This window comes from Pedobacter sp. PLR, from assembly GCF_026239675.1.
Taxonomy (GTDB): Bacteria; Bacteroidota; Bacteroidia; order Sphingobacteriales; family Sphingobacteriaceae; genus Pedobacter.
Genome location: NZ_JAPIVQ010000003.1, coordinates 266,976 through 291,848, shown reverse-complemented (window position 1 = coordinate 291,848; position 24,873 = coordinate 266,976). Strand labels below are relative to the sequence as shown.

The following is a 24,873-nucleotide window of genomic DNA, read 5'->3' as shown; positions in this document are numbered from 1 at the left end:
TGAACCTATGATACCTGCTCCTAAAACTGCTTCCCCATTGATGGTATATCTGGCTTTTGCCATCGTTTATGTCGTTTGGGGCTCCACCTATTTTTTTATTCAAAAAGCCCTTGCTGGCTTTCCACCATTTATTCTGGGTACTTTCCGCTTTTTAGTTGCCGGAGGACTGTTGATGTCGTGGTGTGCATTAAAGGGAGAGCAGATTTTTAACAGGAAAAATATCAAGATCACCGCAGTTGGTGGCATATTGATGCTGGGATTAGGAAATGGGATTGTAATCTGGGTAGAGCAGTTTATTCCCAGTGGACTGGTAGCCATCATGGTGGCTTCCGCAGCAATTTGGTTTGTGATTCTGGATAAACCCAAATGGAGAGAGAATTTTAAGAGCCAATCTACCCTGGCCGGTCTGATCATTGGTTTTATAGGGGTGATTTTGCTATTTGGCGAACAAATGATCCATTCCTTTAACAGTCACCAAAGTACCAAACAGATTATTGGAATGAGCTTGCTTGTTGTCGGCCCTATTGCCTGGGCAGGAGGATCGTTGTATGCTAAATATAAAACCGACCCTGACAGCTCTGTAACCGTAAATACGGCATGGCAGATGATTGCAGCAGGTTTATTCTTTATCCCTGGCAGCATTTTTAGTTCCGAATATAAAACTTTTCAATGGTCACAGGTTCCTTTGGATGCCTGGCTTTCTATTGGCTACCTGATCATTTTTGGCTCCATCGCTGCTTTTAGTGCTTATGTATGGTTGCTAAAAGTAAGGCCTGCCACACAGGTAAGTACTTATGCTTATGTTAATCCGGTGGTAGCTATCCTGCTTAGTCTGGGTTTTACCAATGAGAAAATTACATTTATCCAGATTATTGGGTTATTTGTTATTTTAGGAAGCGTCCTCCTGATCAATCTGGTCAAATATAGAACCAACGCTAAAGTGCTGATAGCGGAAGAGGAATTAATAATCCCAAAGGTTTAGAAAAGACAATTATCAGAGAGAATGAAAAACAAAAGACCGTATCAATATTTTTGATACGGCCTTTTGTTGTAAACAATATAACACTCAAGCGATGATGATTTAAGCGATTTTGCTCACTTCTTCGATGCGGTAAACCTTAATACCGTCAGCCATCTCCCACTGTAATTGTGCACCTTTAACATATCCTACCATCGCTACTCCAATTGGCGATAAAATAGAAAGGGTTTTATGCTTATCTCTTGCTCTTGATGGTGCAACCAGTTTATAAGTAAATTCAGTACCTGATTCCATTTCTCTTACGCGTACAGCTCTGTCTACGGTCACCACATCTTCCGGCAATTCTTTATTCAATACTTGTTTGGCAAAACGAAGCTCCAGTTTTAATTTGTCTTCATTGAACTTACTTAGTTTTCTTCTTCTTAAGTGATCTTTTAACAAGTCAAAAATTCCAGTTGATAAAATGATTGGGGTTTCGTCTATTTTTAATGAGTTTGTAGTCATGATATTTGTTTTATTGGATTAAATGATAAATTAATGGTGTATTCCCTTGCCCCGGTCTAATACTCAACCGGGGCTAAACCATCAAAATCCCTACTCCTCCTTACCAATACTCCCATCTTAATAAGCATTATTTTTTTCTTTCCCTAAAACCGAATGTTTCTCTGATACCCCAAATTGATCATGATTTTGAAAAGCCGCCATCATCGCAAAAAAAGAGACAGAAAGGCCAATCCATAATGGTTTAACCATCAAAATGGATATCAATAAAACACCGAGGTTTAATAGAGAAAGTAATACAAGAACAACCCTTAAAAAGGATATGATGCCTGATTTTTTCATGATAAGAAAGAAAAAGATAAAAGGAAAAAAGAATTAAGGTCAAATCCCCAAACCTTCAGAAAGGCCGGGGCTTACTTAATAAAGTCCTTACTACTTTTAAGAAAAGAATCCCCCAAACGATATTGTAGAGATAAAAAATGGCAAGACACAGCCGATACCCTTCGCAATTGTGTTGCGAGCTGGTTATAGCGGAAGTGATTGATATGCCTGATGGGATTCATTATACCAAAGGTAGCCCAAATGCTTCGATATAAAAAATATAGTGCTCTGATCTCTGGCTTCTTTTACCCGATTTTGACGATCTCCGGCTTCTTTTCAAGGAATATCCCTAAGTTAATTGCCGCGGATTCCGTTAATTCTAAAATCTCCTGATTCACCGGACTAATAAACCGGGCTTCAAACTGAAACTTATTTCCTTTTATCGTTCGTTTCCAAACGCCTTTCACCTGGCCATTTACGACGATCACAGGGTGAAAAATTCCATTATTGGTAAATGCATGGACATGGTGTTCCAAAGGAAATGAAGCGGTCCTATCTTTATAACTGATTAAAAATTCATCAAAAGCGGGCAATAAATATAAGGAGGGCTGACCGGAAGTCCGGCTAAGTAATTCTCCGGAAAATGATTTAGAAACCCAATATTCTCCTAAACCTATCCGCTCCATAACAAAATCAGACTTGATCATTTCCAATGCTTTTTTCGAATCCCTTAAGGACAAACCGGACCACCATTTAAAATCCAAAACCGTAGCCGGACCATGACTGGTAAAGTAACGATGTGCTAATTTAGCCAATGCTTCTTCTCTATTTAAGGGACCGGGCTTTGGCACCCGCTCTTCCAGCAAAGCATAAGTAGGTTTGTTATTTTTATGTGCTCCACTACAAATGATCCCCTCTATTTCTGCCCAAAGCAGGAAATGGGATAAATATTCCCCGCTAGCGCAAATCCCCGCATCTTTAAGCGCAAAAAGCAATGCTGCTCTATCCAGATTGGCATCTTTCAAAAACGCCTTTTCAATGACCTGATTAACCCTCAGATACGCCTCCGGACTGATCCCGAATTGCTTAAGTCTGGATTTCATTTGCGGTTTCAATTGCAGGGCCGATAATTCCAGCATCCACCAAATATCACTCGCCGCCACAAAATGCCAGGTTGGCCTCAATACATGCGTTCTCAGGATCTCTCCCTGATCTATGGCATGTTGAATTGCGCTTTCTGTTAAATCTGATCCACGAAGCCCTATTGCCCAACAGGCCATAGCATAATCCTGGGCCTGGATCGCAGCCATCCAGGCCACAATATCTTTGGGATTAGAAACACCCGCTCCCGGATGAACCAGCTGGCGGCTTAATCTGGCATTTGAAATATCCGATAAATTCATAAACTAATCTATCAACCGTACGTATTTCTCAATGATCTCATGGTCTACCCCAATTTTCTCGTCCTTTTCGGCCCCTTGCTGAATCAAAGTATCTCCTTTAATCGTTAACTTAAAATTGAAGGTCTTATTTTCCCATTCCCTGTAATTACAATATTCCAGATGTTCTGTGTAGTCATTCCCCCTTAAAGTATATTTTCCTCCACCGGCTACAAAAACAGGTTTCAGATCTTTTCCTGATTTCAGGTCGTGGTTAAAAAACGCAAAGTGAGTACCATTAATAATCTTGATCTGCTTCATGTCTTTTTTATAATCCGTAAAGGTAGACTTCCCCTTTTCAATGGTTACCCCGGAAACAAGCTGCCAGGTGCCCTGAATAGGTAAGACTTCTGTCCGCTGATGAGTAGTATTCAGGATACTTAATACCGGGATCAGGGCTGAAGTAAGGATAATCAGGTTAATTTTTAGGTTCATAGCGTTATTTTTTAGGAGTTGGTTTTAGGAGCTGGTTTAAGTATTAAGCATTTTTCATTGTCGGTATTAAACCATTTTGCGCTTGTTCAAGGTTTAGCCAATATCCGCGTATACAAAAAAAGATAAGGCCTTACTAAAATATTAAAATATTTTTTCATTCGCTCTGAATTTTTCTTCCTTTTAGGTTGACAGAAATTACACCGCCTCATAAACAAATCCCATATCCTTATGCTTGTACTTTTTTAATCCTTGCCCCTCAGCATCCAAATATTCTCCTAATGCCTGCTCCAGAAACCCCGCCTTAATCAAATGCCCGGCCCTGATTCTACATATTTTAAAAATTTCCAAAGGTGTTTTTGGCCCTACATCAAAAAAACCTTCCATGATTAAATGACTGAGCTCAATCCTGGAATGGTATAGAAAAGCAGACTCCTCATTTTCAAGGTACCGCTTACCCGGATCCATTTCATTCAGCATATACAACAACTCCATAGGATGCTCTTCATGCAATTGATAGACCTTATATTGAATATAGTCCTGTTCCTGCGACTGTACCGCCCATAATCTGATTTCTTTAGGATAACCATCTATGCTCCTGAAGAAATCCACCGTATGACAATCAAATATCTTAGCCAATGCAGAAACATCTCCAAGCCATAATTCTTTGTTGAGTTTAAATGCTTCCCGATCTGCAATAAATCCTTTTTTTCTACCCATTAAAAAGGAAAGCTCCTCCTGAGAAAACCTGGAAGCGATCCTTTTCAATTGTATAAAATAAATTAAATCAAAATTTAAATAAGTAGTTTTCAGCCCCTTTTCATTTCTTTTACCAACAGTTGTCATATTTTACGTTTTAGTTAACCAAAAGTAAATACAAGGGGGTAAAAAGGAGCGTAGGACGAGGTTGTAATTAACCACAAAATGGTTGTATTTTACAATTACTTAACTTACCAGAAAAGTAAGAAACTTAATAACTTTACCAGTAACAAAATGAAGAAGAAACCCCATTTAGGAAGAAACCTGAGCCGCATTCGTCTCTATTACGGCATGAAACAAGCCACATTAGCCAAAGCGCTGGGCATTAGCCAGCAAGCAGTTTCAAAAATGGAACAGAAAAACACCCTGGGAGATGAATTACTCCTTAAAATCGCAAACATTATGGGCGTAAAAATCAGCATGTTCAAAAAGCTTGATCCTGATCTCGCTCAGCAAAATATCAATGATATCGAAAAGAACAGTGATATGGGACTCATCATCGAGCTGGTTAGAAGACTAGTGAAAAACGAGAAACAACATAAATAAAACCTTTCCTTAAGCAATTGCCTGATTAGCGCATCTTCGATAGAAAATCAACAGTTCAAACAACGCTATCGAAGGCGCTATGACAAGCCGGAAAGGTTACATCAGTAGTTTTCTCATTCCTTTAATCCTGGTTAATAACCATACTGTTGCGAAGGAAACCAGCAGGGTGATCAAACAAGACAACAATACATTTAACCCGGGATGAAGGTCGAACTTAGCAGCAAAATATCTAAAAATCACTCCTATAAAGAAGTAATGAATTAAAAATATTCCAAATGAATATTTAGCAATGGCTTGAATGATGCGCGTAAAAACGCCATTTTTAAGCGCTAAACCTTCAACCAATAGAAACACCCCTACGGCCTCTAAAAGCACATTTGGCGAACAGTAATACCAAACCATTTCAATATTTGGAATAGAAAAAGGAACACTGATCGTCAGGAAATAGGTAATGCCATAACCAGTCAGGAATAAAATTGCACCGGTACATCTTTTGGTCAGTGTACTCCAACCCGGCAGGTAAGTATACAGATAGTATCCCATCAGCAAGTACCCGATAAAGCCTGATAAGTAATAGAAAGAATGAAATTCATTCCAATCGCTTACTCCGAAAGCCAATCCCGTTAAAAACTTCAGATAAGGAATAAAAGTCGAAAAAATAAAGATGGCCAGGACCAATTCCAGCTCTCTTTTTGTGGCTTTAGCTACCCATGGAGAAATGACCGGAATAATCAGGTACAATCCAACCAGCATATATAAATACCATAAATGTGGGGAGGCATCACCAAAACTAAGTGGCAATCTAACAATGTCAAACCACATCTTGCCCCAGGATTTAGCATTCAACACCATTCCGTCAAACACCACATAAGCTATACCCCAGAAGAGTAATGCCGGCAGAATCCGCCAAAGTCTCTTTTTATAAAAATCAATGGTATTGAGTTTGGTAGGTAACAGTAAAACTCCGGAAATCAGCACAAATAAAGGAACCGAAAAACGGTACAAAGAACCGATATAAGTCCCCCATTCAAAATTAAAATTACCATCCTGATTTAAAATAATACAATCATTGGCATGTGCCACAATGACCATAAAAACAGCAATCACTTTGAGTAAATCCAGCCAGTTAATCTTCTTCTTTAATATCGCCTGCTCCGTTCTTAATTGGTCTTCCATATCCTGATACTACTTTATGCTAATTGCTACTTTGGGAGGATAAACCTAAACCAATTAACGCAAACTATCAAGCTTTGCCCGTAAACAGGTCGTTCTTGCCAAAAGCGTTTAATCATTGGCTATAAACAGATAATTATAAAAAAACTGGTCGCTTATCTTAGTAAACGACTAACCATCAAGTGATATCCAAATATGAACAAGCTAAGAAAAACCAGCATTTTCCTTTTTTTATTTTTATCCACAATTTACGCATCCCAAGCTCAGGACATCGAAAGATGGGATAAAAATGCTGTCGGAAAAGAAAACCCGGACACCCAATGGTTTCAGGAGGCCAAATTTGGAATGTTTATTCACTGGGGATTGTATTCCAAACTTGCAGGCGTATGGGAGGATAAAGATTATTATGGTAGTGGAGAGTGGTTGATGCACCAAGCTAAAATACCGGCAAAGGCCTATGAGAAGGTTGCGGCAAGTTTTAATCCTCAAAAATTCAATGCAGAAGAATGGGCAGATCTGGCGAAAGATGCCGGCATCAAATATATGGTTATCACGGCCAAACACCATGAAGGCTTTGCCATGTACGATTCTAAAGTGAGCAATTTTAACATTGTAAAAGCCTCCCCTTATGGAAAAGATCCGATGAAAGCCCTGGCCAGTGCCACCCGAAAAAGAGGCATTCAATTTGGATTCTATTACTCTCAGTTTCTGGATTGGCATGAGCCCAATGGTGGTGGCAACAAATGGGACTTTAAAGAAGCCGACAAAGACTATTTAAAATATTACAAAGAGAAATCCATCCCGCAACTCAAAGAACTGCTGACCAATTATGGCAATCTGGGCATTGTCTGGTTTGACATGCCCGGGGGATTAACCAAACAACAAACACAGTCGCTGGTAGACGAAATGCATGCACTACAGCCTAAAAGCCTTTTCAGTAGTCGCGTGGGACAAGGTCTTGGAGATTACCGTACTTTCGGAGATTCGGAAGTTCCGGCAACGCCGATAAAAGGTGCCTGGGAATCTATTTATACTCATAACGACTCCTGGGGTTATATCAGTCATGATATGAATTTCAAAACACCAGAAGAAATCACCCGGCTATTGGCTAATGTAGCCTCCAAAGGGGGAAATCTGATGCTCAATGTAGGTCCTGACGGAGAAGGAAACATCCCCTATTACTCGGAAAAATACCTTAGAGAAACCGGTAAATGGCTAAAGAAAAACGGGGAAAGTATTTATGGAAGCACTTATGGCCTTGTTCCTGCTCAACCCTGGGGAGTCACTACCTCTAAGCCTGGTCAGCTATACCTGCATATCCTTAACCCACCGACAGACGGGAAAATCAGGGTTCCGGGAATCAATGCAAATGTGACCAATGTTGCAGCGCTCAACAGCAATACGCGATTGAAATATGAGATTAAAGACCAGGTCCTTTATTTGAATCTTCCTCCTAAAACGGAACCATACCATGAGGTAATCGCAGTTAGCTTTAATGGTCAGTTAAATGACGGTTATTTAAATTCAGTTCCTACGGTTTCTGCTGCGTATGACAACAATATGCTGGAAGTGATCCATTCAAAAACCAGTGGTTCAGCAAAAATACAGACTTTAACCTACAGTCATTACTTTGGCGACTGGAAGCATACCACCTGCGTAACAGATATGGTAAAACCAGAAGATCAGGTAAGCTTCGAATTTAACATCACAGAACCCGGTGATTATAAAATACAGCTGGAATACGCTTGTCCGGAGGGAAATGCAAAACAGGAAGGCCTCATGGAGTTCAACCATAAAACCTATAAGTTTCTAACTTTAAGAACCTCAGAATACAGTTCTGGAAAACCGTTGCTATTCATTAAACATCCTGTGGCTACTGTTACCGTGGAAAAGCCTGGAATATACACCCTGAATTTAAAGCCGGAAAATAACACCAAAGAGCTGTTCAAATTGAAATCCGTAATTCTTCAAGCCATCAGATAACTTAATCCTCTACGAAATCCAGGTCTTTATGGTGGGTTTCAGGAATGGTTTTAATGCAATAAAAACCTATTCCAAAACAAAGGATGCCAATAATCGCCGCAGCATGTAGCTCCATAACATGTGGTTTTAAGAAGGTATAACCGGTAGTCATCAACACCACTGTTCCACGCACCATGTTTGGAATAGTGGTGGCTGCCGTTGCCCGTACATTTGTACCGAACTGTTCCGCACCGATGGTCACAAACATGGCCCAATATCCGATCCCAAAACCTACCCATAAACACATCGCATATAGTCCTTTACTTGTAGAAATCCCTCCATAAAGGAAGATCACCGCTCCGAAAGCCGCAAACAACATCAGATAAGCCACTGCCTTACGCCTCGATTCCAACCAGTAACTGATCACACCACTCACCAAATCTCCCGCAGCTAAACCTACATAACACCACATCACTGCTAATCCTGGTTTTATAGCCTCAGAAATATGTAAAGCTTTCCCGATTTCATTACTGAATGTAGCCAGAATTCCAATTACAAACCAGGTTGGCAAGCCAACACCGATACATTTCAGATACAAGATCAACCGGCTTTTCTTCGTGAAAAAAGACAGAAAATTACCCTTGCTTAATTGTTCTTTGGCTTTCATCGCATGGAACATACCGGATTCAAAAACCCCGATACGGAGAAACAACAACATAATCCCCATCCCTCCGCCAATAAAATAAGCATTCCGCCAGCTAAATAATTCTACGGTGAAATAGCCTACTACAGCGCCTAGCAGTCCTACACCTGCGACCAGAGATGTTCCCAATGCCCTGAGTTTTTTCGGTAGACTTTCGGACACCAGTGTGATACCCGCACCTAGCTCTCCAGCCAAACCTATTCCTGCGATAAAGCGCAAGATCTTGTATACAAAAACATCCTGCACAAATCCACAGGCAAAGTTTGCAATAGAATAAGTAATAATGGAGCCAAAAAGAACAGATAACCGGCCTTTTTTATCTCCCAGAACACCCCATAAGATACCGCCCAGCAATAATCCCGTCATCTGCCAGTTGATAATGCTCGCTCCTTCTATAGAACGCGCGGCCTCATCAAGGCCCAGATCCGTTAAACTGGGAATCCTTACAATGCCAAATAAAAGTAAATCATAGATGTCTACGAAATAGCCAAGAGCGGCTACAATTACGGGTGCACTGAACAAATAAGCCCAGGCACTTTTTTCTTTAATGGTGGTGGTCATTGAATTGGTTTGTTGGTTGAAATCTATTCCTAATGTAACAATTCCATAGTAAATAATTTCAATTTTATACCGCAACTATTGCAACCTGGTTATTTAAACCAGGTTGCTCTTGCCCATAAGCCTTCCAATGGACCTTGTTTATGTTTGCTCAGCCACCATTTACAAAACTGTACCTGGGCCAGAAAAACAACAATACCGATCAGCAGGCTCAGTGCCATCCCACAGGATTTCGCCAGAGAAAGGCCGAAAGGAAAATAAATTAAAGCGCCCAGTATCGACTGGCTCACATAATTCGTCAGACTCATCCTTCCATAAGGAATCAGCGGGGAAGTCAGCTTTCTAAATTTTAGCTTTTGATAAAGGAGTACGAAAGAGGCCGTCAGGACCACCGTAAATGAAAATTTAGACCACATATCCATTACCACACCTATGGTAGATTTACTGATCACATCGGTATTTTTATCCATCATGATCACTTTAAACTCATAAAGGGGAGCAAACAATATTGCCGAAATGATTAAAGCGCTCAACCAAAAAGCCCTGCTTTCTTTCGAATCCAAGAACAGTTGTTTTCTTCCGATCCACAATCCACATAGGAACAGGCCCATCGTTTGCATGAACCGTCCACCTTCAATCGCCCATAATAAACTGGCCTTCTGCCCGGTGGTTACATTAACGATAAAGAACTCCCAAAGATTTCCACTGGCCACTACCTTCCCTATTTCTCCATAAAGTGCAGCAGCTTGTTTCACCGGCAACGTAAAACCAGCATCGAACACGCTCCTCAGATAATGATACCATTCTATCGGCTGAGATAAACAAAGCATAGCCAATATCAGCAGGGTTTTATGATCAAATTTTCTCACAAAAAACAATACAATCCCTGCAATACTGTAAAGCAGCAATACATCACCACCAGGAAAAAACAGTGCATTCAATGAAGCAAACACACTAAGTAACAGCAGGCGCCACAAAAAACGATAGCCGAAATCTTTACCCAGGGCCTGTTGTTTCGCAAATAAAACAGAAAAAGTAAAACCAAAAAGAAGGGCGAATATGGCATAAGCCTTTCCTGCGAAAAGAGAAAAAACAAAGGTAAATACTCCTTGATCAAGGGTATTCAGCCAACCCGGTTGTGTAGCTGCATCAGGATAGATTCCCGATATAAAGTGCTCAATATTATGTACTAAAAAGATCGCCATCACGGCAAATCCTCTAAAAGCGTCTACTACATGGATCCGGTTGGTTTGACCGGGGAGAGTACTATTCAGATTCATTTAAAGATAGATTAGGTTTCAAATTTGTGTCCCTAAATCTAAGAAATTTATATTTTATGCCTAATAAACAATAACCAGGGCCACAGAAACCAAACGTTTTGATATTTAGATACATATCCTTATCTTTGTAAAAAAAAAGACCATGCTAAAGTATCCACATATCCCATTTACAAGCAGTAGCCCAATGGCTTGCCTGCATCGGATAGGCATGGAATATCCTTTTTTATCCGGGATATAAAGCCATCCCCGCTGATACTCAGCCAGTACCAAAATCAATGATTTAATACCACCCCCGAAAGTTTTCTTATCGGATTAAAAACGAAACGATTCCTTATGGACATTTTATATACGACCGAAGAAAAGTATTTGGAAGCTCTTGAAGAATTAAACTTCGGAGAGCCACCAAAAGCGCTTCATTTACTAAATGCAATTATTCAGTCAGACCCGGAATATGCGAGAGCCTATTGCAGTCTGGGAAATATCTATCAGGATAAACTGAAAAATTATCAGACTGCTGGATATTATTACAAAAAATGTATCGAGTTAGAGCCGGAATTTCCAGACACCTACCTGCCCTACCTTCGCTTATTGAGCACATTAGAAATGCCAAGGTTAGCTGATCAGATTTTCGCACAAGCCCTTGCCACTAAAGGCGTTTGCAAATGTTGCATCTATGAGCAAATGGGAATTTATGCAGAACAGGACAAAAGATGGGAAGCAGCTAATGAATTTTATAAGCAAGCATTGTTAAACAGTACCGGCATAGAAGACAAAAGCGCCTTACACGATAACCTGCAGCGATTAAAAGACAAAAAGAGATTAACTTCTCAAGTGATTTACAACTTTCAATCGCAAGATTAGTTTGCTCTCGCCAGATTAAATGGCCATCACTGGATTAATTCTAATCACAAGATTGCAACCACAAGATTAAAAATCAGTACGATTCCTGATTTAAAACACAAATAGCCTTCAAAAATGAAGGCTATTTGTGTTTTATATTGAGCTGTTTTTAGCTCATACAAAATCCGGGCACATTTTCAGGCGCAAATACAAAAGCCATATTTACTTCCCTTGCTTCAATACAAGAGCTCCTAAAGGTGGTATCTGCAATTGAATAGAATACTCCCTCCCATGACAAGCTAAAGATTCAGGCAATAAAACCAATCCTTCATTCCCTTTTCCACTGCCAAAAAACTCCGCGGCATCCGTATTAAAAATCTCTGTCCATTTCCCTTTGAAAGGAAGTCCGATCCGGTAATTTTCCCGAAGCACAGGCGTCATATTTAAAATCACGATCAGCGTATCTTTCGCTTTGAGCCCTTTCCGCTGATAAACGTAAATGGAATTATCGGTATCATCTGCGTTAATCCATTCAAATCCCTCTCCGGAAAAACTATGCTCATAAAGTGCTGGCTCGCTACGGTACAAATTATTAAGCGCCCGAACCGTTTTCTGCATTCCCAGATGGGGAGCATGTTTCAACAAATGCCAATCCAGTGAACTCTTAAAATCCCATTCATGCGTTTGAGCGAACTCATTACCCATAAATAACAACTTAGAGCCGGGTTGTGTAAACATGTAAGCGTATAAAAGTCGCAGGTTGGCAAACTTCTGCCACTCATCGCCTGGCATCTTATAAATCATGGAAGACTTCCCATGTACCACCTCATCATGAGAAAAAGGCAGCATAAACCGTTCAGTAAAGGCGTAAGTAATGCTAAAGGTCAGCTGATGGTGATGATAACTCCGGTTAAGCGGATCATTCTTGAAATACTTCAGTGTATCATTCATCCAACCCATCATCCATTTCATACCGAAGCCAAGGCCGCCCTCCTTTACAGGATGCGTCACCCCCGGATAAGTGCTGCTCTCTTCTGCGATCGTGTGTACCCCCTCAAAATTGCCATAAATCGCCTCATTCAAATCTTTTAGAAACTGTATAGCCCCCAGATTTTCTGAACCGCCGAACTCATTTGTTGCTGCATCTTCTGCCTTTCTCGAAAAGTTAAAATACAGCATAGAGGCCACTGCATCTACCCGCAGCCCATCGGCATGGAATTTATCCATCCAAAACATCGCATTGCTGATCAGAAAAGACCGCACCTCATTTCTATCATAATTAAATATGTACGACTTCCAATCCGGATGGAAACCTTTCCTCATATCTGCATGCTCATACAAATGTGTGCCATCAAAATGAAAAAGACCATGCGCATCACCAGGAAAATGAGAAGGCACCCAATCCAGGATTACACCTATATCATTTTTATGGAGTTCATCCACCAGATACATCAGCTCTTCCGGCGTCCCATGTCTGGAGCTCGCTGCAAAATACCCGGTAATCTGATAACCCCAGGAAGGGAAATACGGATATTCCATGATCGGCATCAGCTCCACATGCGTGAAACCCATATCCAGAATATAAGGCACCAGACTATTGGCAATCTCCTTATAAGTCAGCACCCGATGAGGTTCCGCAGGATCCCTTTGCCAGGAGCCTAAATGGAGTTCATACACCGATAAAGGCTGATTTAAAGCATTAACCTTAGGTCTTTTTTTCAACCAATTCTTATCTTTCCAGCGATAATCGACTTCCCAAATCACGGAAGCTGTTCTTGGCGGATGTTCCCAATGACGCGCAAAAGGATCACCTTTCTGGATATTTACCCCATCAAAACCCTTAATCGCGTATTTATAAACTTCGCCGTTTTTCAGGTCGGGGATAAAACCCTCCCAAATACCGGAGTCATCCCATCTTTTATTCAAAGGATGCGCAAGGGAATCCCACTGGTTAAAATTACCAACCACACTTAGTGATTGCGCATTTGGCGCCCAAACGGCAAAATAAGCGCCATCTCTGCCATCAACGCGCAGCAGATGGACCCCCATTTTTTCATACAGGCGGAAATGCTTTCCGCTTACAAATAAAGAAACATCAAAATCAGTAAATAAACTATGCACCCAAACGCTGCTATCTTGCTGCACTACTTTATCTTCTATTATTTTAACGGAACTGCTCTTAACTGGTACATTCATGATAATGATTTTAATTATTTTTTCCTACTCACCATATATCTTTACCGCCATAAAATTCTTGTTAGACTTGAACCGCAAGCAATTACGTTCGTCCATATAATAATCTTTTATATCTTTTTCATCCACCGTGATTTTCTTCACTTTAAATGGAATCCCGATCACCGTATAGTCGTACAACTCATAATTCGGAGTATAAAGTCCGGCTACGCTCTGCCCGATCACCAACTTTTTCTGATCACCTTTTACACTAAACTTTTTCTCCGAATAAATATCCTGTTCATAGGCAAAAGTATCCCCATGATCCTCGTAGAAGAAAGAATTCACCTCATAATCAGAATAGTAAATATTGAGTAATACCTCATCGATATTTTTCTCACCTACATATTGCATCACCGGATATTCAGGAATTACGCCACCTGCGCGCACAAATAGCGGCATATGGTCTAAAGCGGCCTGAATCAGGTGTTCACTCTCGCCGGTCAGGATCTCATGCGTCCAGTAGTTATACCATTTCCCTTTAGGGAGATAGACCATTCTGGAAGTTGCTCCTTGCTCCAATACCGGACAAACCAGTATTTTATCCCCAAAAGTAAACTCATCCTGACGGTAATGATTGCCTACATTTTCCTGTTCCAACATCACCAGCGGTCTTAAAATAGGGAAACCATAACGGTGATGTTCCCAGAACACCGAATACAGGTAAGGCATCAAACGATACCGCAACTCAATAAAAGTTCTGTTGATGCTGGTATACGGCTCACCGAAGCTCCATGGCTCCCTTTCGGCAGTATCTCCGGCCGAATGTGCGCGCATAAAAGGAGAGAAAGTACCCAGCTGAATCCAGCGGGTGAACAATTCTGCATCCGGTTCGCCACTAAATCCACCGATATCAGTACCACAAAAAGGAACGCCGGAAACCGACATCCGCTGACACTGGATATTGCCCATTTTCAGGTTCTCCCAGGTCGCCACATTGTCGCCCGTCCAGACACAACCATACCTTTGCATTCCGGAATAACCGGCTCTGGTAATGGTAAAAGGTCGTTTATTGCGCATCAATTTCTTCAAACCGTCATAAGTAGAGCGCACCATCTGCATCCCATACACATTATGTGCTTTGCGATGTGAACCTCTATAGCCATCAAAATTATGCCTTACATCATTTGGAAAAGTCCCGGCACCAAAAACTGCGGGCTCATTCATATCGTTCCAGACACCGGCTACACCAATATCAACCAGCTCCTTGTATAAATTACCCCACCATTCCCTGACCGCAGGATTGGTAAAGTCCGGAAACTGACACCTACCCGGCCATACATGCCCTTCCATGAAATAATCGTCGCTCCTTCTACAGAAATAATTATGCTCCTTACCTTCTTTAAAGACCCAGTAATTATCATCCACTTTGATCCCAGGATCAATCATTACAACGGTCTTAAAGCCATCATTTGCCAACTCCCTGATCATCCTTTTAGGATCCGGGAAATAGTTCTTATTCCAGGTAAAGCAGCGGTAACCATCCATATAATCGATATCCAGATAAATGGCATCGCAAGGAATATTCCGGGAACGGAAGCCATCGGCGATTTCTTTCACCTTCTTCTCCGGATAATAACTCCAGCGACATTGGTGGTAGCCTAGTGCCCATTTAGGAGGCATCGGATGCGTTCCTGTTAAAGTCTGGTATCTTTTTACCACGTCCATCATGTGTGGTCCATGGATATAATAATATTGCAATTCACCACCATCCGCCCAGAAACTGGTTTTCTGCTGATCTTCCTTACCAAAGTCAAAGTAAGAACGGAAAGTATTGTCGAAGAAAATACCGTAAGCCGACTGCTGATGTACGCCGACATAGAAAGGAATAGTCCGGTATAACGGATCCTGATCCCAGCCAAAAGAATAAGCATCGGTATTCCAGTTCTGGAAATGGCGCCCTCTCAGGTTCATATTGCCCGATTTATCACCTAATCCAAAGAAGTTTTCCTCAGAATGGCATTTCTTCGTCGCATATACATAATAGCCCCCAAACTCCACATTTTCCTCCCAGTGCATCGGAGAATCATCTTCACTCATCACCTGCTGGCTTCTGTTCTCTACAAAAGAGATCTGAAAATCAGCTTTCGCCACCTTACAGGTAATGGTATTTGTTGAAATCGCATAGTGGTCCTCCTGCTCAGTCATTTTAAAAGTAGTCACCTTTTGGTCCACCACAGGTACAGCATAAGAGAAATCATCCAGAAAAACACCATGAGGTGCCAGTCTGACCCTGATGATCTCATCGCTCACTACCCGAACTTCCACCCTGGCATCCCCGTCAGAGAAAAAGAACTTATTACCCTCTTTCTTGACCTTCTGCACTGCAGATAAATATTTCTTGACAATAGGTTTTATATCGGTAACAGGATTGTTTAAGTGTTGAACAGTCTCTTCAACAATTTCGGGAATTTTGTCCTCCTCTTTTATTTCTTTCCCTTGTTCGTGTTGTTCTTCCATGAAAATCGTTTAAGTAAAAGTAGCAGATAGATAGATGGTGTATTTTGTACAACTAAGATTGTTAAAATTTACAGGAAAACCAAAGGATTATTTTGCGGCTTTCAGATTGGTACCTAAAAGTTTAGCGCATAAAAAAACCCGGCATTTCTGCCGGGGTTTTCCGAATTTAAACTAAAATGAGAGACTATGGATTGAATACGTACGACACATAATACAGCGCTCCAACAGAAGGATTACCGTATGACGTGAAATAGTATTTATTTAGCACGTTAGATCCACCAATTTTAATCATAGAGTTTACAGCAGGTATTTTCAGGTTAACCTGCGCATCAAGTGTGCTGAAAGCAGGTACATCTCCGGAAGCAAAAGAAGAGTTCCAGTAGAATTTACCCTGCCATCTCCAGTTTACATTAAAACCTACGTTTTTGATGATTTCGCGGTTACCAAACCCAAGGTTATAACGGAACTCAGGTGTGTTGAAATCATTGATATAATCAGCAGGAAGGTCATTAAGCTTGTTGTAAGATACATTACCACTCACATTGTATTTGCCTATTAAATAATCAAGACCTATGGCACCACCATAGGTTTTCACTTCTCCTGTAGCATTCACCGGAACACCAAACTTAGTGATGGCGCCATCTTTACTCTGATAAACATCAACCGCAGTAATGAAATCCTTGTAAATACTGTAATAAGCATAGGCATCAATCATAACTTTAGGACCCAATAAGCCTTTGTAACCTACCTCATACGACTGCACACTCTCCGGACGAACACCCTTAGGATCAAAATCATAAGTCTTAAGTAAGGACGGATCTGGCGTACCTGCCGAATTAGATGCTAAAAATGCACGGTAACTTACATCAGTATAAGGCTTGGTATCAAACAAATCATACTTCCTTAAACTGCCCGGCAATCCACCGATCAAACGCTGAGAACCACCACCAACAGATAAATCTATGTATTGATTCTGAGTTGTTGGGTTACGATAGCCGGTTTGATAAGATACACGGATATTGTTGTTTGGCGCAACGGTAAATACACCCGTGATCCTTGGGGTAAACCTGCCATCGAAATTAGAGCTTTTATCATAACGTCCTGAAAAGGTCAATTTCAGCTTCTCATTAAAGAATTTCTTACCAATCTGCGCAAAAGCACCGTATTCATTGATGTCAATTCCTTTGTTTAAATCGTCAAAGATAGTACCACCAGATCTCAATTGATACATACGGTAAGAAGTCCCAACCTGTAATTCTACCACATTTTTCAAGGCGTTAGTAAAATTGTACATGCCCTCATAATGGTACAAATTGGTTTTATCATCGAACTTCGCACCATAAATACCTTTTTTGAAATCAGTACTGGAAATAGTTGTGTTCATGATATTCTCTTTTGCAGATTCAAACTGAGCAGATCCCGGTTGAAATCTTCCCTTATCAGCTGCTGCTCTTGCGGCTGCATGTGCCTGTGCATCTGTAACACCAAGGGCTTTTGCACCCACAAAATTCCCTACATACTCTGGAAACCAACTCGTAGAGCTTTTAGACGTTTCATTGATGTAACTACCCAAAATAGAAGAAATATAAGAATCTCCGGAACGCTCCTGAGTGGTGTATCCTTTTAAGAAGAAATCCTGACCTTTCAATTCTAATTTATACTGTCCGATACTGAAATTACGCAGTGAATAACGGTCAGAACCAGTGTACACCGATGTTCCTGTTCCCCAGTTTGCCTGTGCAATCGCTTCGATTGTTGGTGTAAAACGATAGTGAAGTGCACCAGAAGCTTTCAACGACTGTGTTTTATAGTCTACCAGGTTCAATTCCTCATATCCGGTTCTGGAAACTGCCTGATCCGGAAGCAAGGCTTTATTCGCCAGTCCGGCTGCAAAAGGTCTGAACCTTGGATCAGTACCCAGGAAATTGTTTAAAGCAGCTAATCCATTCGGATTAGATTTAAACCCTGCGATCTGAGCAGCAGTAGGTGGAGCTGGTAAACCCAGAGCCCCCTGTACAAAGGCCGAAGTTCCTGCATTTATCGCCGCCTGAGCTACATTTCTCATATTCTGACTCACCTCATCCCCATAAATGTTAATCCCGTCATAGTTAGGGTCAGTCTCTCTTGTACCTTCTTTAAATTTTCGCGCAGCACGATCAAAATCACTGTAATTGTTCGCATGCCAATCTTCTGCCTGTAGGAAAGAGAAACTTCCCTTAAACGCAAACTTGTTGTTAAATGCTTTAGCTACACGAACATCCAGCTGATTGAAAGGTTGCACTTTTGAAGTAGCATCATCCACATGGTTGATCCCGGTTTTAAACTGAAAACTCGCTCCCTGATAATCATAAGGGCTTTTCGAAGTGATCAGCATCGTACCGCTGATCCCACCTGCACCGTACAATGCCGAAGAAGCACCCGGTAAAAGCTCTACATTATCAACATCAAGATCATTGATCCCAACGATATTACCCACAGAGAAATTCAGACCCGGAGCCTGATTATCCATTCCATCCACATACTGGTTGAAACGCGTATTTCCGTTAGAGTTAAATCCTCTGGTATTGATAGATTTGAAGGTCAGACTCTGCGTACTCATTTCCACCCCTTTCAAATTCGTCAGGGCATCATAAAATGAAGGTGCAGCGACCTCTTTAATTGCTGTAGCCCCCATCCGCTCAATAGAAACCGGAGATTCCAGAATCCGCTCTGGAGTTCTCGAAGCAGAAATTACCACCTCTTGTCCCAAAATACCAACTTGCTCCAGAGCCGCATCCAGATTGGATACATTTCCGGTAATTTGCTTCTCAACAGGCGCATAGCCAACATAAGAGATCACGAGGATAAATGGAGCTTTCTGTGAAGTACTGAAATTGTACTTACCGTTAATGTCTGTTGCTGTGCCGGAAGTAGTGCCTTTAACGGTGATCCCAACACCTGGTATTGGCTCCTTAGTGAGTTTATCTGTAATTGTTCCACTAATGATCACATTTTGTGCCTGTGCAAATGCGGCAGTCATACACAGCAATAAAAACGTGAGGATCGTTTTTGTAAAAGTTTTGCTCATACTATTGAGAATTTATAGTTGGTTAATTTATCTTAAAATTAATACAATTTTTGAATTATCCAAACTGTATTTTGTTAACAAAATAATTGACGAAATCTAATTTCCATTTCAAATGATTAAGTTTTATGTTAAATTGCAACAGCATTAAAATCAATTACTTCTATTGACAAGATAAGCCGTACATCTAATTCAATCCTGATGAATAAATTAAAAGCCTTGGTTTGCGTGATCATTCCCATCCTACTCGCGTATGCCTTGAATACTAAGTTTGGAAATACCCCCCCATTGCTGAAATTCCTGAATCCTTTTACCGGATTCTGGCAAAATGCCGAGAAAAACACGATTTCCCCCAACACCAGTCTCGCCTTAAAAGGAACTTTGCAAAGTGTAGATGTTGCGTTTGACGACCGCATGATCCCCCATATCTTCGCTCAAAATGACCATGATGTATATTATGCACAGGGTTATGTGACGGCCATGCATCGTTTATGGCAAATGGACTTCCAGACACGTTTTGCCGCCGGACGCTTATCAGAAGTAGTTGGCAAAAAAGCCATCGAATTAGACCGCTACCAGCGCCGGATGGGCATGGTATACGGTGCAGAAAAGTCTATAGAAGGCATGATGGCCGACCCGAAATCTAAAGAAATGATCCTGGCCTATACCGCCGGAATCAACGCCTATATCCACAGTCTCAACGCTGCAACACTACCGTTGGAGTACAAAATACTGAACTTTAAACCAGAAGACTGGACACCTTTGAAATGTGCGTTATTGTTAAAGCAAATGTCGGCAGTATTAGCCATGGGTTCCGATGAGTTCTACATGACCAATATCAGAAAGAAATTCGGCACTGAAATCGTAAAAGACCTGTTCCCGGATTACCCTTTCAAAGAAGACCCGATCATTCCTGTAGGTACCAAATGGGACTTCAACCCCCTTCCAATCCCTACAGCCCCTGCTGCATTTACGGAAATGAATACGGCAAACATCAAAACCCGGGAAAAAATAGAAGGCATCGGTAGCAACAACTGGGCGCTATCCGGCGCAAAAACGCTTTCCGGATCTCCAATTCTGGCAAATGATCCTCACCTCGACCTTACTTTACCTTCTATCTGGTACCAGATTCAACTTCATGCTCCCGGCTTAAATGCCTATGGCGTATCCCTTCCCGGAGCACCGGGAATCATCATCGGCTTCAACCAGAACATTGCCTGGGGAGTCACCAATGTGGCCGCAGATGTACTCGATTTCTACCAGATCAAATTCAAAGACAACACCCATAAAAGCTATTGGTACAACAACAAATGGAACAATACCAGTACCCGGTTAGAAAAGATCGAAATACTTGGAGAAAAGACAGAAACCGATACGGTATTCTATACTCACCATGGCCCGGTAGTATACCTGCAAAAACCTGAAAGCTTCTCCAAAGCCGCAAACGTACCGGTAGGAAACGCCCTTCGCTGGATCGCACATGAGAAATCTAACGAGCTCAGAACCTTTTATCTCTTAAACAGAAGTAAAAACTACAACGATTACCGTAATGCCCTGACTTATTATACCGCACCGGCGCAGAACTTTATTTTCGCTTCCGCGGATAATGATATCTCCATCACCGCAAATGGTAAATTCCCACTCAAATGGAAAGACCAGGGGAAATTTATCCTGGATGGTACAGATCCTAAAAGCGACTGGCAAGGCTGGATTCCTGCATCCCAAAATCCAACCGTAAAAAATCCGCCGAGAAACTTTGTGAGTTCTGCCAATCAATCCTCCACCGACCAGACCTACCCCTATTATATCAATTGGGAATTCAGCCCTTATGAGCGTGGCAAAAGAATCAACGACCGCCTGACGGCAATGACTAAGGCCACTGCCGATAGCGTCCGCCTCATGCAAACGGATTCCTACAGTATCTACGCACAAAACATTCTACCCTATATCATGCCCCTCGTCACCAAACTGGAACTCAATGCGACACAACAGGAAGCGTTCCGGATAACTTCTGAATGGAACAAATATTATGCTGCCCAATCTGTTGGAGCCAGCGTATTCGACCTATGGACCAAAAGGATGATGTACAACATCTGGAACGATGAATTTAGTGTGGATTCTGTTCCGATGCGCTTCCCATCCAGAGACCGTACCGTTCAATTGATACAAAAGGAACCTGCTTCCAAATGGTTTGACAACATCAATACGCCAGCTAAAGAAACACTCAGCGATGCCGTAAACGAAGCTTTCAAATATGCCTGCGACAGCCTCGAAAGAAAATATGGTGCCATCAGCATGGACTGGGCATGGGCTAATGTGAAACACAGCAATGTACCTCACCTCGCTAAAATCCCTGGTTTCGGTTCTAAAGTATTGATGGTCGGTGGAGGAAAAATGACCATTAATGCGCTCAACGAAACCAATGGACCTTCCTGGAGAATGGTCATCGAACTTGGTAAAACCCCCAAAGGACATGGCGTATTTCCAGGCGGACAATCAGGAAACCCCGGAAGCCGTTTCTATGACAACATGATTGATACCTGGGCCAGCGGCAAATTGTATGACCTTTACTTCATGCAATCTCCTGATGACACTGCTGCCAAAATAATTACTAAGTTAAAAATAACCAAAAAATAAGAAGATGGTCTTTCTAGTTATCCTTATCGCATCCTTTCTGCTTCAAATGGTACTCCCATGGTGGATTATTATCGTGATTGCTTTCGCTACCTGCGGATTAATCGGCAAGACTGCAAAAATATCCCTATGGGCCCCTTTCTTTGCCATATTACTATTATGGACTGGCATGGCACTTTTCAAAAGCATACCAAATGATCACATCCTGGCTACACGTGTGGCCGAAATGATCGGTATAAAAAGCTGGTATCTGGTGTTAGCCCTAACCGCTATTCTCGGTGCTTTTGCAGCAGCAGTAAGTGGTTTTTGCGGTTACCAGTTCAGAAAAGCATTGCTAAATAAAAATCAGGTCGCCAACTAAAGCAATCTTGTGTATTTTTGCAGGGTGAAGGACTTAATCAAGCAAATATTTTCTATCTCCAATAACGAACAGTTTGAAGAAACCTGCCTGGAGGTGTTTAAACACCAGGCAGAAAACTGTAGCGTCTATAAAGCCTATATTTCTCACCTTAGGGTGAAGCCAGAGGCGATAAAATCTTCCAGAGAGATCCCTTTTCTACCTATCGGATTTTTCAAAACTCACGAAGTATTGAGCAGCACTGACCCGGTAGAAATTACGTTCAGCAGCTCCGGAACCACCGGAATGTCCCAAAGTAAACATTTGGTCACAGACCTTTCTATCTACGACAAAAGTTTTAATCTGGCCTTCGAACAGTTTTATGGGCCCATAGAAAACACCTGCTTTCTCGCTTTATTGCCTTCCTATCTGGAGCGCGACGGTTCTTCTTTAATCTACATGGTAGATGCCCTGATCAGAGAGAGCAAGCATCCTGATAGTGGTTATTTCCTGCACAACCATGAGGAACTACACCAAAAACTAACACAACTACAGGCCAGCGGACAAAAGACCATCCTGATCGGTGTCACCTATGCCCTGCTCGACTTTATCGAAAAGTATCAGATTAATTTCCCTGAACTGGTGGTTATGGAAACCGGCGGCATGAAAGGAAAAAGAAAAGAGATGGTAAGAGAAGAATTGCATCAGCTCTTGCAAGAGGGATTTGGCATAGCCGATATTCATAGCGAATATGGCATGACCGAACTTCTTGGACAAGCCTATTCCAAAGGTGTTGGTATTTTCAACTGTCCGCCCTGGATGAAAATCTACCTGCGTGACATCAATGATCCATTAAGTCTGATCAGCAACAAAAGCAGTGGTGGTATCAATGTCATCGACCTTTCCAATGTCAACTCCTGCGCTTTTATAGCCACTCAGGATCTGGGACGCCTGTTCCCTGATGGTTCATTTGAAGTATTAGGCAGGTTCGATAATGCCGACATCAGAGGTTGCAACCTGCTCGTTCAATAAAAAAACTCAAAAGTAATAAACAGGCATTTTTCAGTAAAGCATAAATCAACCCCTGGAAAGTTGTAACCACAATTTCAAGTACAAAACATCCTTAAAATTATAGCATAAAAAATCCCGGTTCTAATCAGACCGGGATTTTTCATAAGAGATAACCATCTCTGATATATTATTTTAAAACCAAAAGCCAGTTTAACAAACCTGACGCTGGTCATCCAACTATTTCACGCTCAATAAGAAATAGTTTTTCTTTCCTTTTTGCACAATGATAAACTGATCATTTAAAAGGTGCTCAGAACTGATAACCTCTGCTGCATCTTTTAGTTTTTCTCTGTTTACAGAAACTCCGCCACCCTGAATCAATTTCTTCGCTTCTCCTTTAGAAGCAAATACACTTGATTTCTCTGCCAGTAAAGTCGCTGCATCAATACCCAACATCAGCTCATCTTTAGAAATCTCAAACTGAGGAATACCTTCAAAAATCTCCAATACCTGAGTTTCATTTAAAGTCTTAAAGAACGCTAAAGAACCATTGCCGAATAAAAACTCAGATGTTTTGATTGCAGTTTCCAAAGCCTCCGCAGAATGCGTTCTCACCGTGATATCTTCCGCTAATGCTTTCTGCAGGATGCGCAAATGAGGTGCTGCATCATGCTCTACTTCTAAAGCTTCGATTTCTTCCTGTGTTTTTAAGGTGAAGATTCTGATCCATTTTTTAGTATCATCATCGGAAGCATTCAACCAGAACTGGTAGAATTTGTAAGGAGAAGTTTTCTCAGGAGCCAGCCAAACCGCACCGCTTTCCGTTTTACCGAATTTGGTACCATCAGCTTTCTTAATCAACTTCGTAGTTACCGCAAAAGCAGTACCTGCATCTTTACGTCTGATCAATTCCGTACCGGTCACGATATTTCCCCACTGATCTGATCCACCCATCTGAATTAAACAGTTATGGTGTTTCCACAAGTAGTAAAAATCGAAACCCTGGATCAACTGGTAGCAAAACTCTGTAAATGACAATCCTGAATCACCTTCAAGACGTCTCTTTACACTATCTTTTGCCATCATATAGTTCACCGTAATGTGCTTACCTACATCTCTGATAAAAGTAAAAAGATTCATATCCTTAAACCAGTCTGCATTGTTCACCATTACTGCACCGTTTCCGGCATCTTCAAAGCTCAAAAACTTCGACAGTTGCTTTCTCATACCGGCAAGGTTATGTTCTACCATATCCTCAGTCTGCAAATTACGCTCATCAGATTTACCTGAAGGATCACCAACCATTCCGGTTGCGCCACCTACCAAAGCATAAGGCTTATGTCCTGCACGTTGAAAATGAATTAAAGTCATGATCTGAGTCAGGTGACCCACATGCAGTGAATCTGCTGTTGGATCAAAGCCGATATACCCCGATGTCATTCCCTCATTTAATTTTTCTTCTGTACCAGGCATTATATCCTGCAACATGCCTCTCCAGCGTAACTCTTCAACGAAATTGGTCATTATGTATCTCCTTAGTTTGCCGCAAATATAAGACAAATATGGAACAAGCTGAGGGCTTCCCGTAATTCAATAGCCCTCAGAAACAGCGAAACTGAACAAAAATCGCTACTTTTAAACC

General features: G+C 41.4%; 19 protein-coding genes. 7 read left to right on the top strand and 12 right to left on the bottom strand.

Going from position 1 to position 24,873, the window contains the following annotated elements; genetic code table 11:
- Positions 1-7: 7 nt before the first annotated feature.
- On the top strand, positions 8-982 hold the full coding sequence (locus OQX61_RS08305; protein WP_265841193.1) for an EamA family transporter: 975 nt from the start codon (positions 8-10) through the stop codon (positions 980-982).
- A 99-nt stretch (positions 983-1,081) separates the two neighbouring features.
- Here the strand turns inward: OQX61_RS08305 and OQX61_RS08300 are convergent, their stop codons facing one another.
- The 5 genes from OQX61_RS08300 to OQX61_RS08280 form a co-directional block, all read right to left on the bottom strand.
- On the bottom strand, positions 1,082-1,483 hold the full coding sequence (locus tag OQX61_RS08300; protein WP_265841192.1) for a GreA/GreB family elongation factor: 402 nt from the start codon (positions 1,481-1,483) through the stop codon (positions 1,082-1,084).
- Positions 1,484-1,600: 117 nt separating this feature from the next.
- Entirely contained in the window at positions 1,601-1,822 is a 222-nt protein-coding gene (locus OQX61_RS08295; RefSeq protein WP_265841191.1) for a hypothetical protein, read from the bottom strand.
- 284 nt (positions 1,823-2,106) lie between these two features.
- A complete protein-coding gene (locus OQX61_RS08290) occupies positions 2,107-3,204 on the bottom strand; it encodes a winged helix DNA-binding domain-containing protein (protein ID WP_265841190.1) in 1,098 nt (365 codons plus the stop codon).
- A 3-nt stretch (positions 3,205-3,207) separates the two neighbouring features.
- A complete protein-coding gene (locus OQX61_RS08285) occupies positions 3,208-3,675 on the bottom strand; it encodes a hypothetical protein (protein WP_265841189.1) in 468 nt (155 codons plus the stop codon).
- Between the two features lie 195 nt (positions 3,676-3,870).
- Positions 3,871-4,518 (bottom strand): hypothetical protein, encoded by a 648-nt coding sequence (locus tag OQX61_RS08280; RefSeq protein WP_265841188.1) that lies wholly within the window; start codon positions 4,516-4,518, stop codon positions 3,871-3,873.
- Positions 4,519-4,665: 147 nt separating this feature from the next.
- Here OQX61_RS08280 and OQX61_RS08275 point away from each other — a divergent pair, with 147 nt between their 5' ends.
- A complete protein-coding gene (locus tag OQX61_RS08275; RefSeq protein WP_265841187.1) occupies positions 4,666-4,977 on the top strand; it encodes a helix-turn-helix transcriptional regulator in 312 nt (103 codons plus the stop codon).
- Between the two features lie 96 nt (positions 4,978-5,073).
- On the opposite strand, the gene OQX61_RS08270 is transcribed toward OQX61_RS08275, so the two are convergent.
- The gene (locus OQX61_RS08270; RefSeq protein ID WP_265841186.1) at positions 5,074-6,153 is read right to left on the bottom strand and encodes an acyltransferase; all 1,080 of its coding nucleotides are present in this window, start codon (positions 6,151-6,153) and stop codon (positions 5,074-5,076) included.
- A gap of 192 nt (positions 6,154-6,345) precedes the next feature.
- On the opposite strand from OQX61_RS08270, the gene OQX61_RS08265 reads away from it, so the two are divergent.
- Positions 6,346-8,133, top strand: coding sequence for an alpha-L-fucosidase (locus OQX61_RS08265; protein ID WP_265841185.1), 1,788 nt, complete (start codon positions 6,346-6,348; stop codon positions 8,131-8,133).
- 1 nt (position 8,134) lies between these two features.
- On the opposite strand, the gene OQX61_RS08260 is transcribed toward OQX61_RS08265, so the two are convergent.
- Positions 8,135-9,376, bottom strand: a complete 1,242-nt coding sequence (locus OQX61_RS08260) for an MFS transporter (protein ID WP_265841184.1) — start codon at positions 9,374-9,376, stop codon at positions 8,135-8,137.
- Positions 9,377-9,465: 89 nt separating this feature from the next.
- Positions 9,466-10,653 carry a DUF418 domain-containing protein gene (locus tag OQX61_RS08255; protein ID WP_265841183.1) on the bottom strand — a complete coding sequence of 396 codons (1,188 nt, stop codon included), beginning with the start codon at positions 10,651-10,653 and terminating at the stop codon, positions 9,466-9,468.
- 333 nt (positions 10,654-10,986) lie between these two features.
- On the opposite strand from OQX61_RS08255, the gene OQX61_RS08250 reads away from it, so the two are divergent.
- Positions 10,987-11,514 carry a hypothetical protein gene (locus OQX61_RS08250; protein WP_265841181.1) on the top strand — a complete coding sequence of 176 codons (528 nt, stop codon included), beginning with the start codon at positions 10,987-10,989 and terminating at the stop codon, positions 11,512-11,514.
- Between the two features lie 201 nt (positions 11,515-11,715).
- On the opposite strand, the gene glgB is transcribed toward OQX61_RS08250, so the two are convergent.
- From glgB to OQX61_RS08235, 3 genes are all read right to left on the bottom strand, one after another.
- Positions 11,716-13,689, bottom strand: coding sequence for a 1,4-alpha-glucan branching protein GlgB (glgB, locus tag OQX61_RS08245; protein WP_265841180.1), 1,974 nt, complete (start codon positions 13,687-13,689; stop codon positions 11,716-11,718).
- Between the two features lie 24 nt (positions 13,690-13,713).
- Positions 13,714-16,185: a glycoside hydrolase family 31 protein gene (locus OQX61_RS08240; protein WP_265841179.1), complete on the bottom strand. Its 2,472-nt coding sequence runs from the start codon at positions 16,183-16,185 to the stop codon at positions 13,714-13,716.
- 184 nt (positions 16,186-16,369) lie between these two features.
- Entirely contained in the window at positions 16,370-19,252 is a 2,883-nt protein-coding gene (locus OQX61_RS08235; protein ID WP_265841178.1) for a TonB-dependent receptor, read from the bottom strand.
- Between the two features lie 198 nt (positions 19,253-19,450).
- Here OQX61_RS08235 and OQX61_RS08230 point away from each other — a divergent pair, with 198 nt between their 5' ends.
- The 3 genes from OQX61_RS08230 to OQX61_RS08220 are packed head-to-tail and all read left to right on the top strand — an operon-like array spanning position 19,451 to position 23,252.
- The gene (locus OQX61_RS08230; protein ID WP_265841177.1) at positions 19,451-21,886 is read left to right on the top strand and encodes a penicillin acylase family protein; all 2,436 of its coding nucleotides are present in this window, start codon (positions 19,451-19,453) and stop codon (positions 21,884-21,886) included.
- 4 nt (positions 21,887-21,890) lie between these two features.
- Positions 21,891-22,244 (top strand): hypothetical protein, encoded by a 354-nt coding sequence (locus tag OQX61_RS08225; protein ID WP_265841176.1) that lies wholly within the window; start codon positions 21,891-21,893, stop codon positions 22,242-22,244.
- 24 nt (positions 22,245-22,268) lie between these two features.
- Positions 22,269-23,252, top strand: coding sequence for an acyl transferase (locus OQX61_RS08220; RefSeq protein ID WP_265841175.1), 984 nt, complete (start codon positions 22,269-22,271; stop codon positions 23,250-23,252).
- 216 nt (positions 23,253-23,468) lie between these two features.
- Here the strand turns inward: OQX61_RS08220 and tyrS are convergent, their stop codons facing one another.
- Entirely contained in the window at positions 23,469-24,755 is a 1,287-nt protein-coding gene (tyrS, locus tag OQX61_RS08215; protein ID WP_265841174.1) for a tyrosine--tRNA ligase, read from the bottom strand.
- Positions 24,756-24,873: the final 118 nt, after the last annotated feature.

What these genes read in the sequence shown, in the direction of transcription:
- OQX61_RS08305 (WP_265841193.1), top strand. Translation starts at nt 8, where the DNA reads ATGATACCTGCTCCTAAAACTGCTTCCCCATTGATGGTATATCTGGCT.
- OQX61_RS08300 (WP_265841192.1), bottom strand. Translation starts at nt 1,483, where the DNA reads ATGACTACAAACTCATTAAAAATAGACGAAACCCCAATCATTTTATCA.
- OQX61_RS08295 (WP_265841191.1), bottom strand. Translation starts at nt 1,822, where the DNA reads ATGAAAAAATCAGGCATCATATCCTTTTTAAGGGTTGTTCTTGTATTA.
- OQX61_RS08290 (WP_265841190.1), bottom strand. Translation starts at nt 3,204, where the DNA reads ATGAATTTATCGGATATTTCAAATGCCAGATTAAGCCGCCAGCTGGTT.
- OQX61_RS08285 (WP_265841189.1), bottom strand. Translation starts at nt 3,675, where the DNA reads ATGAACCTAAAAATTAACCTGATTATCCTTACTTCAGCCCTGATCCCG.
- OQX61_RS08280 (WP_265841188.1), bottom strand. Translation starts at nt 4,518, where the DNA reads ATGACAACTGTTGGTAAAAGAAATGAAAAGGGGCTGAAAACTACTTAT.
- OQX61_RS08275 (WP_265841187.1), top strand. Translation starts at nt 4,666, where the DNA reads ATGAAGAAGAAACCCCATTTAGGAAGAAACCTGAGCCGCATTCGTCTC.
- OQX61_RS08270 (WP_265841186.1), bottom strand. Translation starts at nt 6,153, where the DNA reads ATGGAAGACCAATTAAGAACGGAGCAGGCGATATTAAAGAAGAAGATT.
- OQX61_RS08265 (WP_265841185.1), top strand. Translation starts at nt 6,346, where the DNA reads ATGAACAAGCTAAGAAAAACCAGCATTTTCCTTTTTTTATTTTTATCC.
- OQX61_RS08260 (WP_265841184.1), bottom strand. Translation starts at nt 9,376, where the DNA reads ATGACCACCACCATTAAAGAAAAAAGTGCCTGGGCTTATTTGTTCAGT.
- OQX61_RS08255 (WP_265841183.1), bottom strand. Translation starts at nt 10,653, where the DNA reads ATGAATCTGAATAGTACTCTCCCCGGTCAAACCAACCGGATCCATGTA.
- OQX61_RS08250 (WP_265841181.1), top strand. Translation starts at nt 10,987, where the DNA reads ATGGACATTTTATATACGACCGAAGAAAAGTATTTGGAAGCTCTTGAA.
- glgB (WP_265841180.1), bottom strand. Translation starts at nt 13,689, where the DNA reads ATGAATGTACCAGTTAAGAGCAGTTCCGTTAAAATAATAGAAGATAAA.
- OQX61_RS08240 (WP_265841179.1), bottom strand. Translation starts at nt 16,185, where the DNA reads ATGGAAGAACAACACGAACAAGGGAAAGAAATAAAAGAGGAGGACAAA.
- OQX61_RS08235 (WP_265841178.1), bottom strand. Translation starts at nt 19,252, where the DNA reads ATGAGCAAAACTTTTACAAAAACGATCCTCACGTTTTTATTGCTGTGT.
- OQX61_RS08230 (WP_265841177.1), top strand. Translation starts at nt 19,451, where the DNA reads ATGAATAAATTAAAAGCCTTGGTTTGCGTGATCATTCCCATCCTACTC.
- OQX61_RS08225 (WP_265841176.1), top strand. Translation starts at nt 21,891, where the DNA reads ATGGTCTTTCTAGTTATCCTTATCGCATCCTTTCTGCTTCAAATGGTA.
- tyrS (WP_265841174.1), bottom strand. Translation starts at nt 24,755, where the DNA reads ATGACCAATTTCGTTGAAGAGTTACGCTGGAGAGGCATGTTGCAGGAT.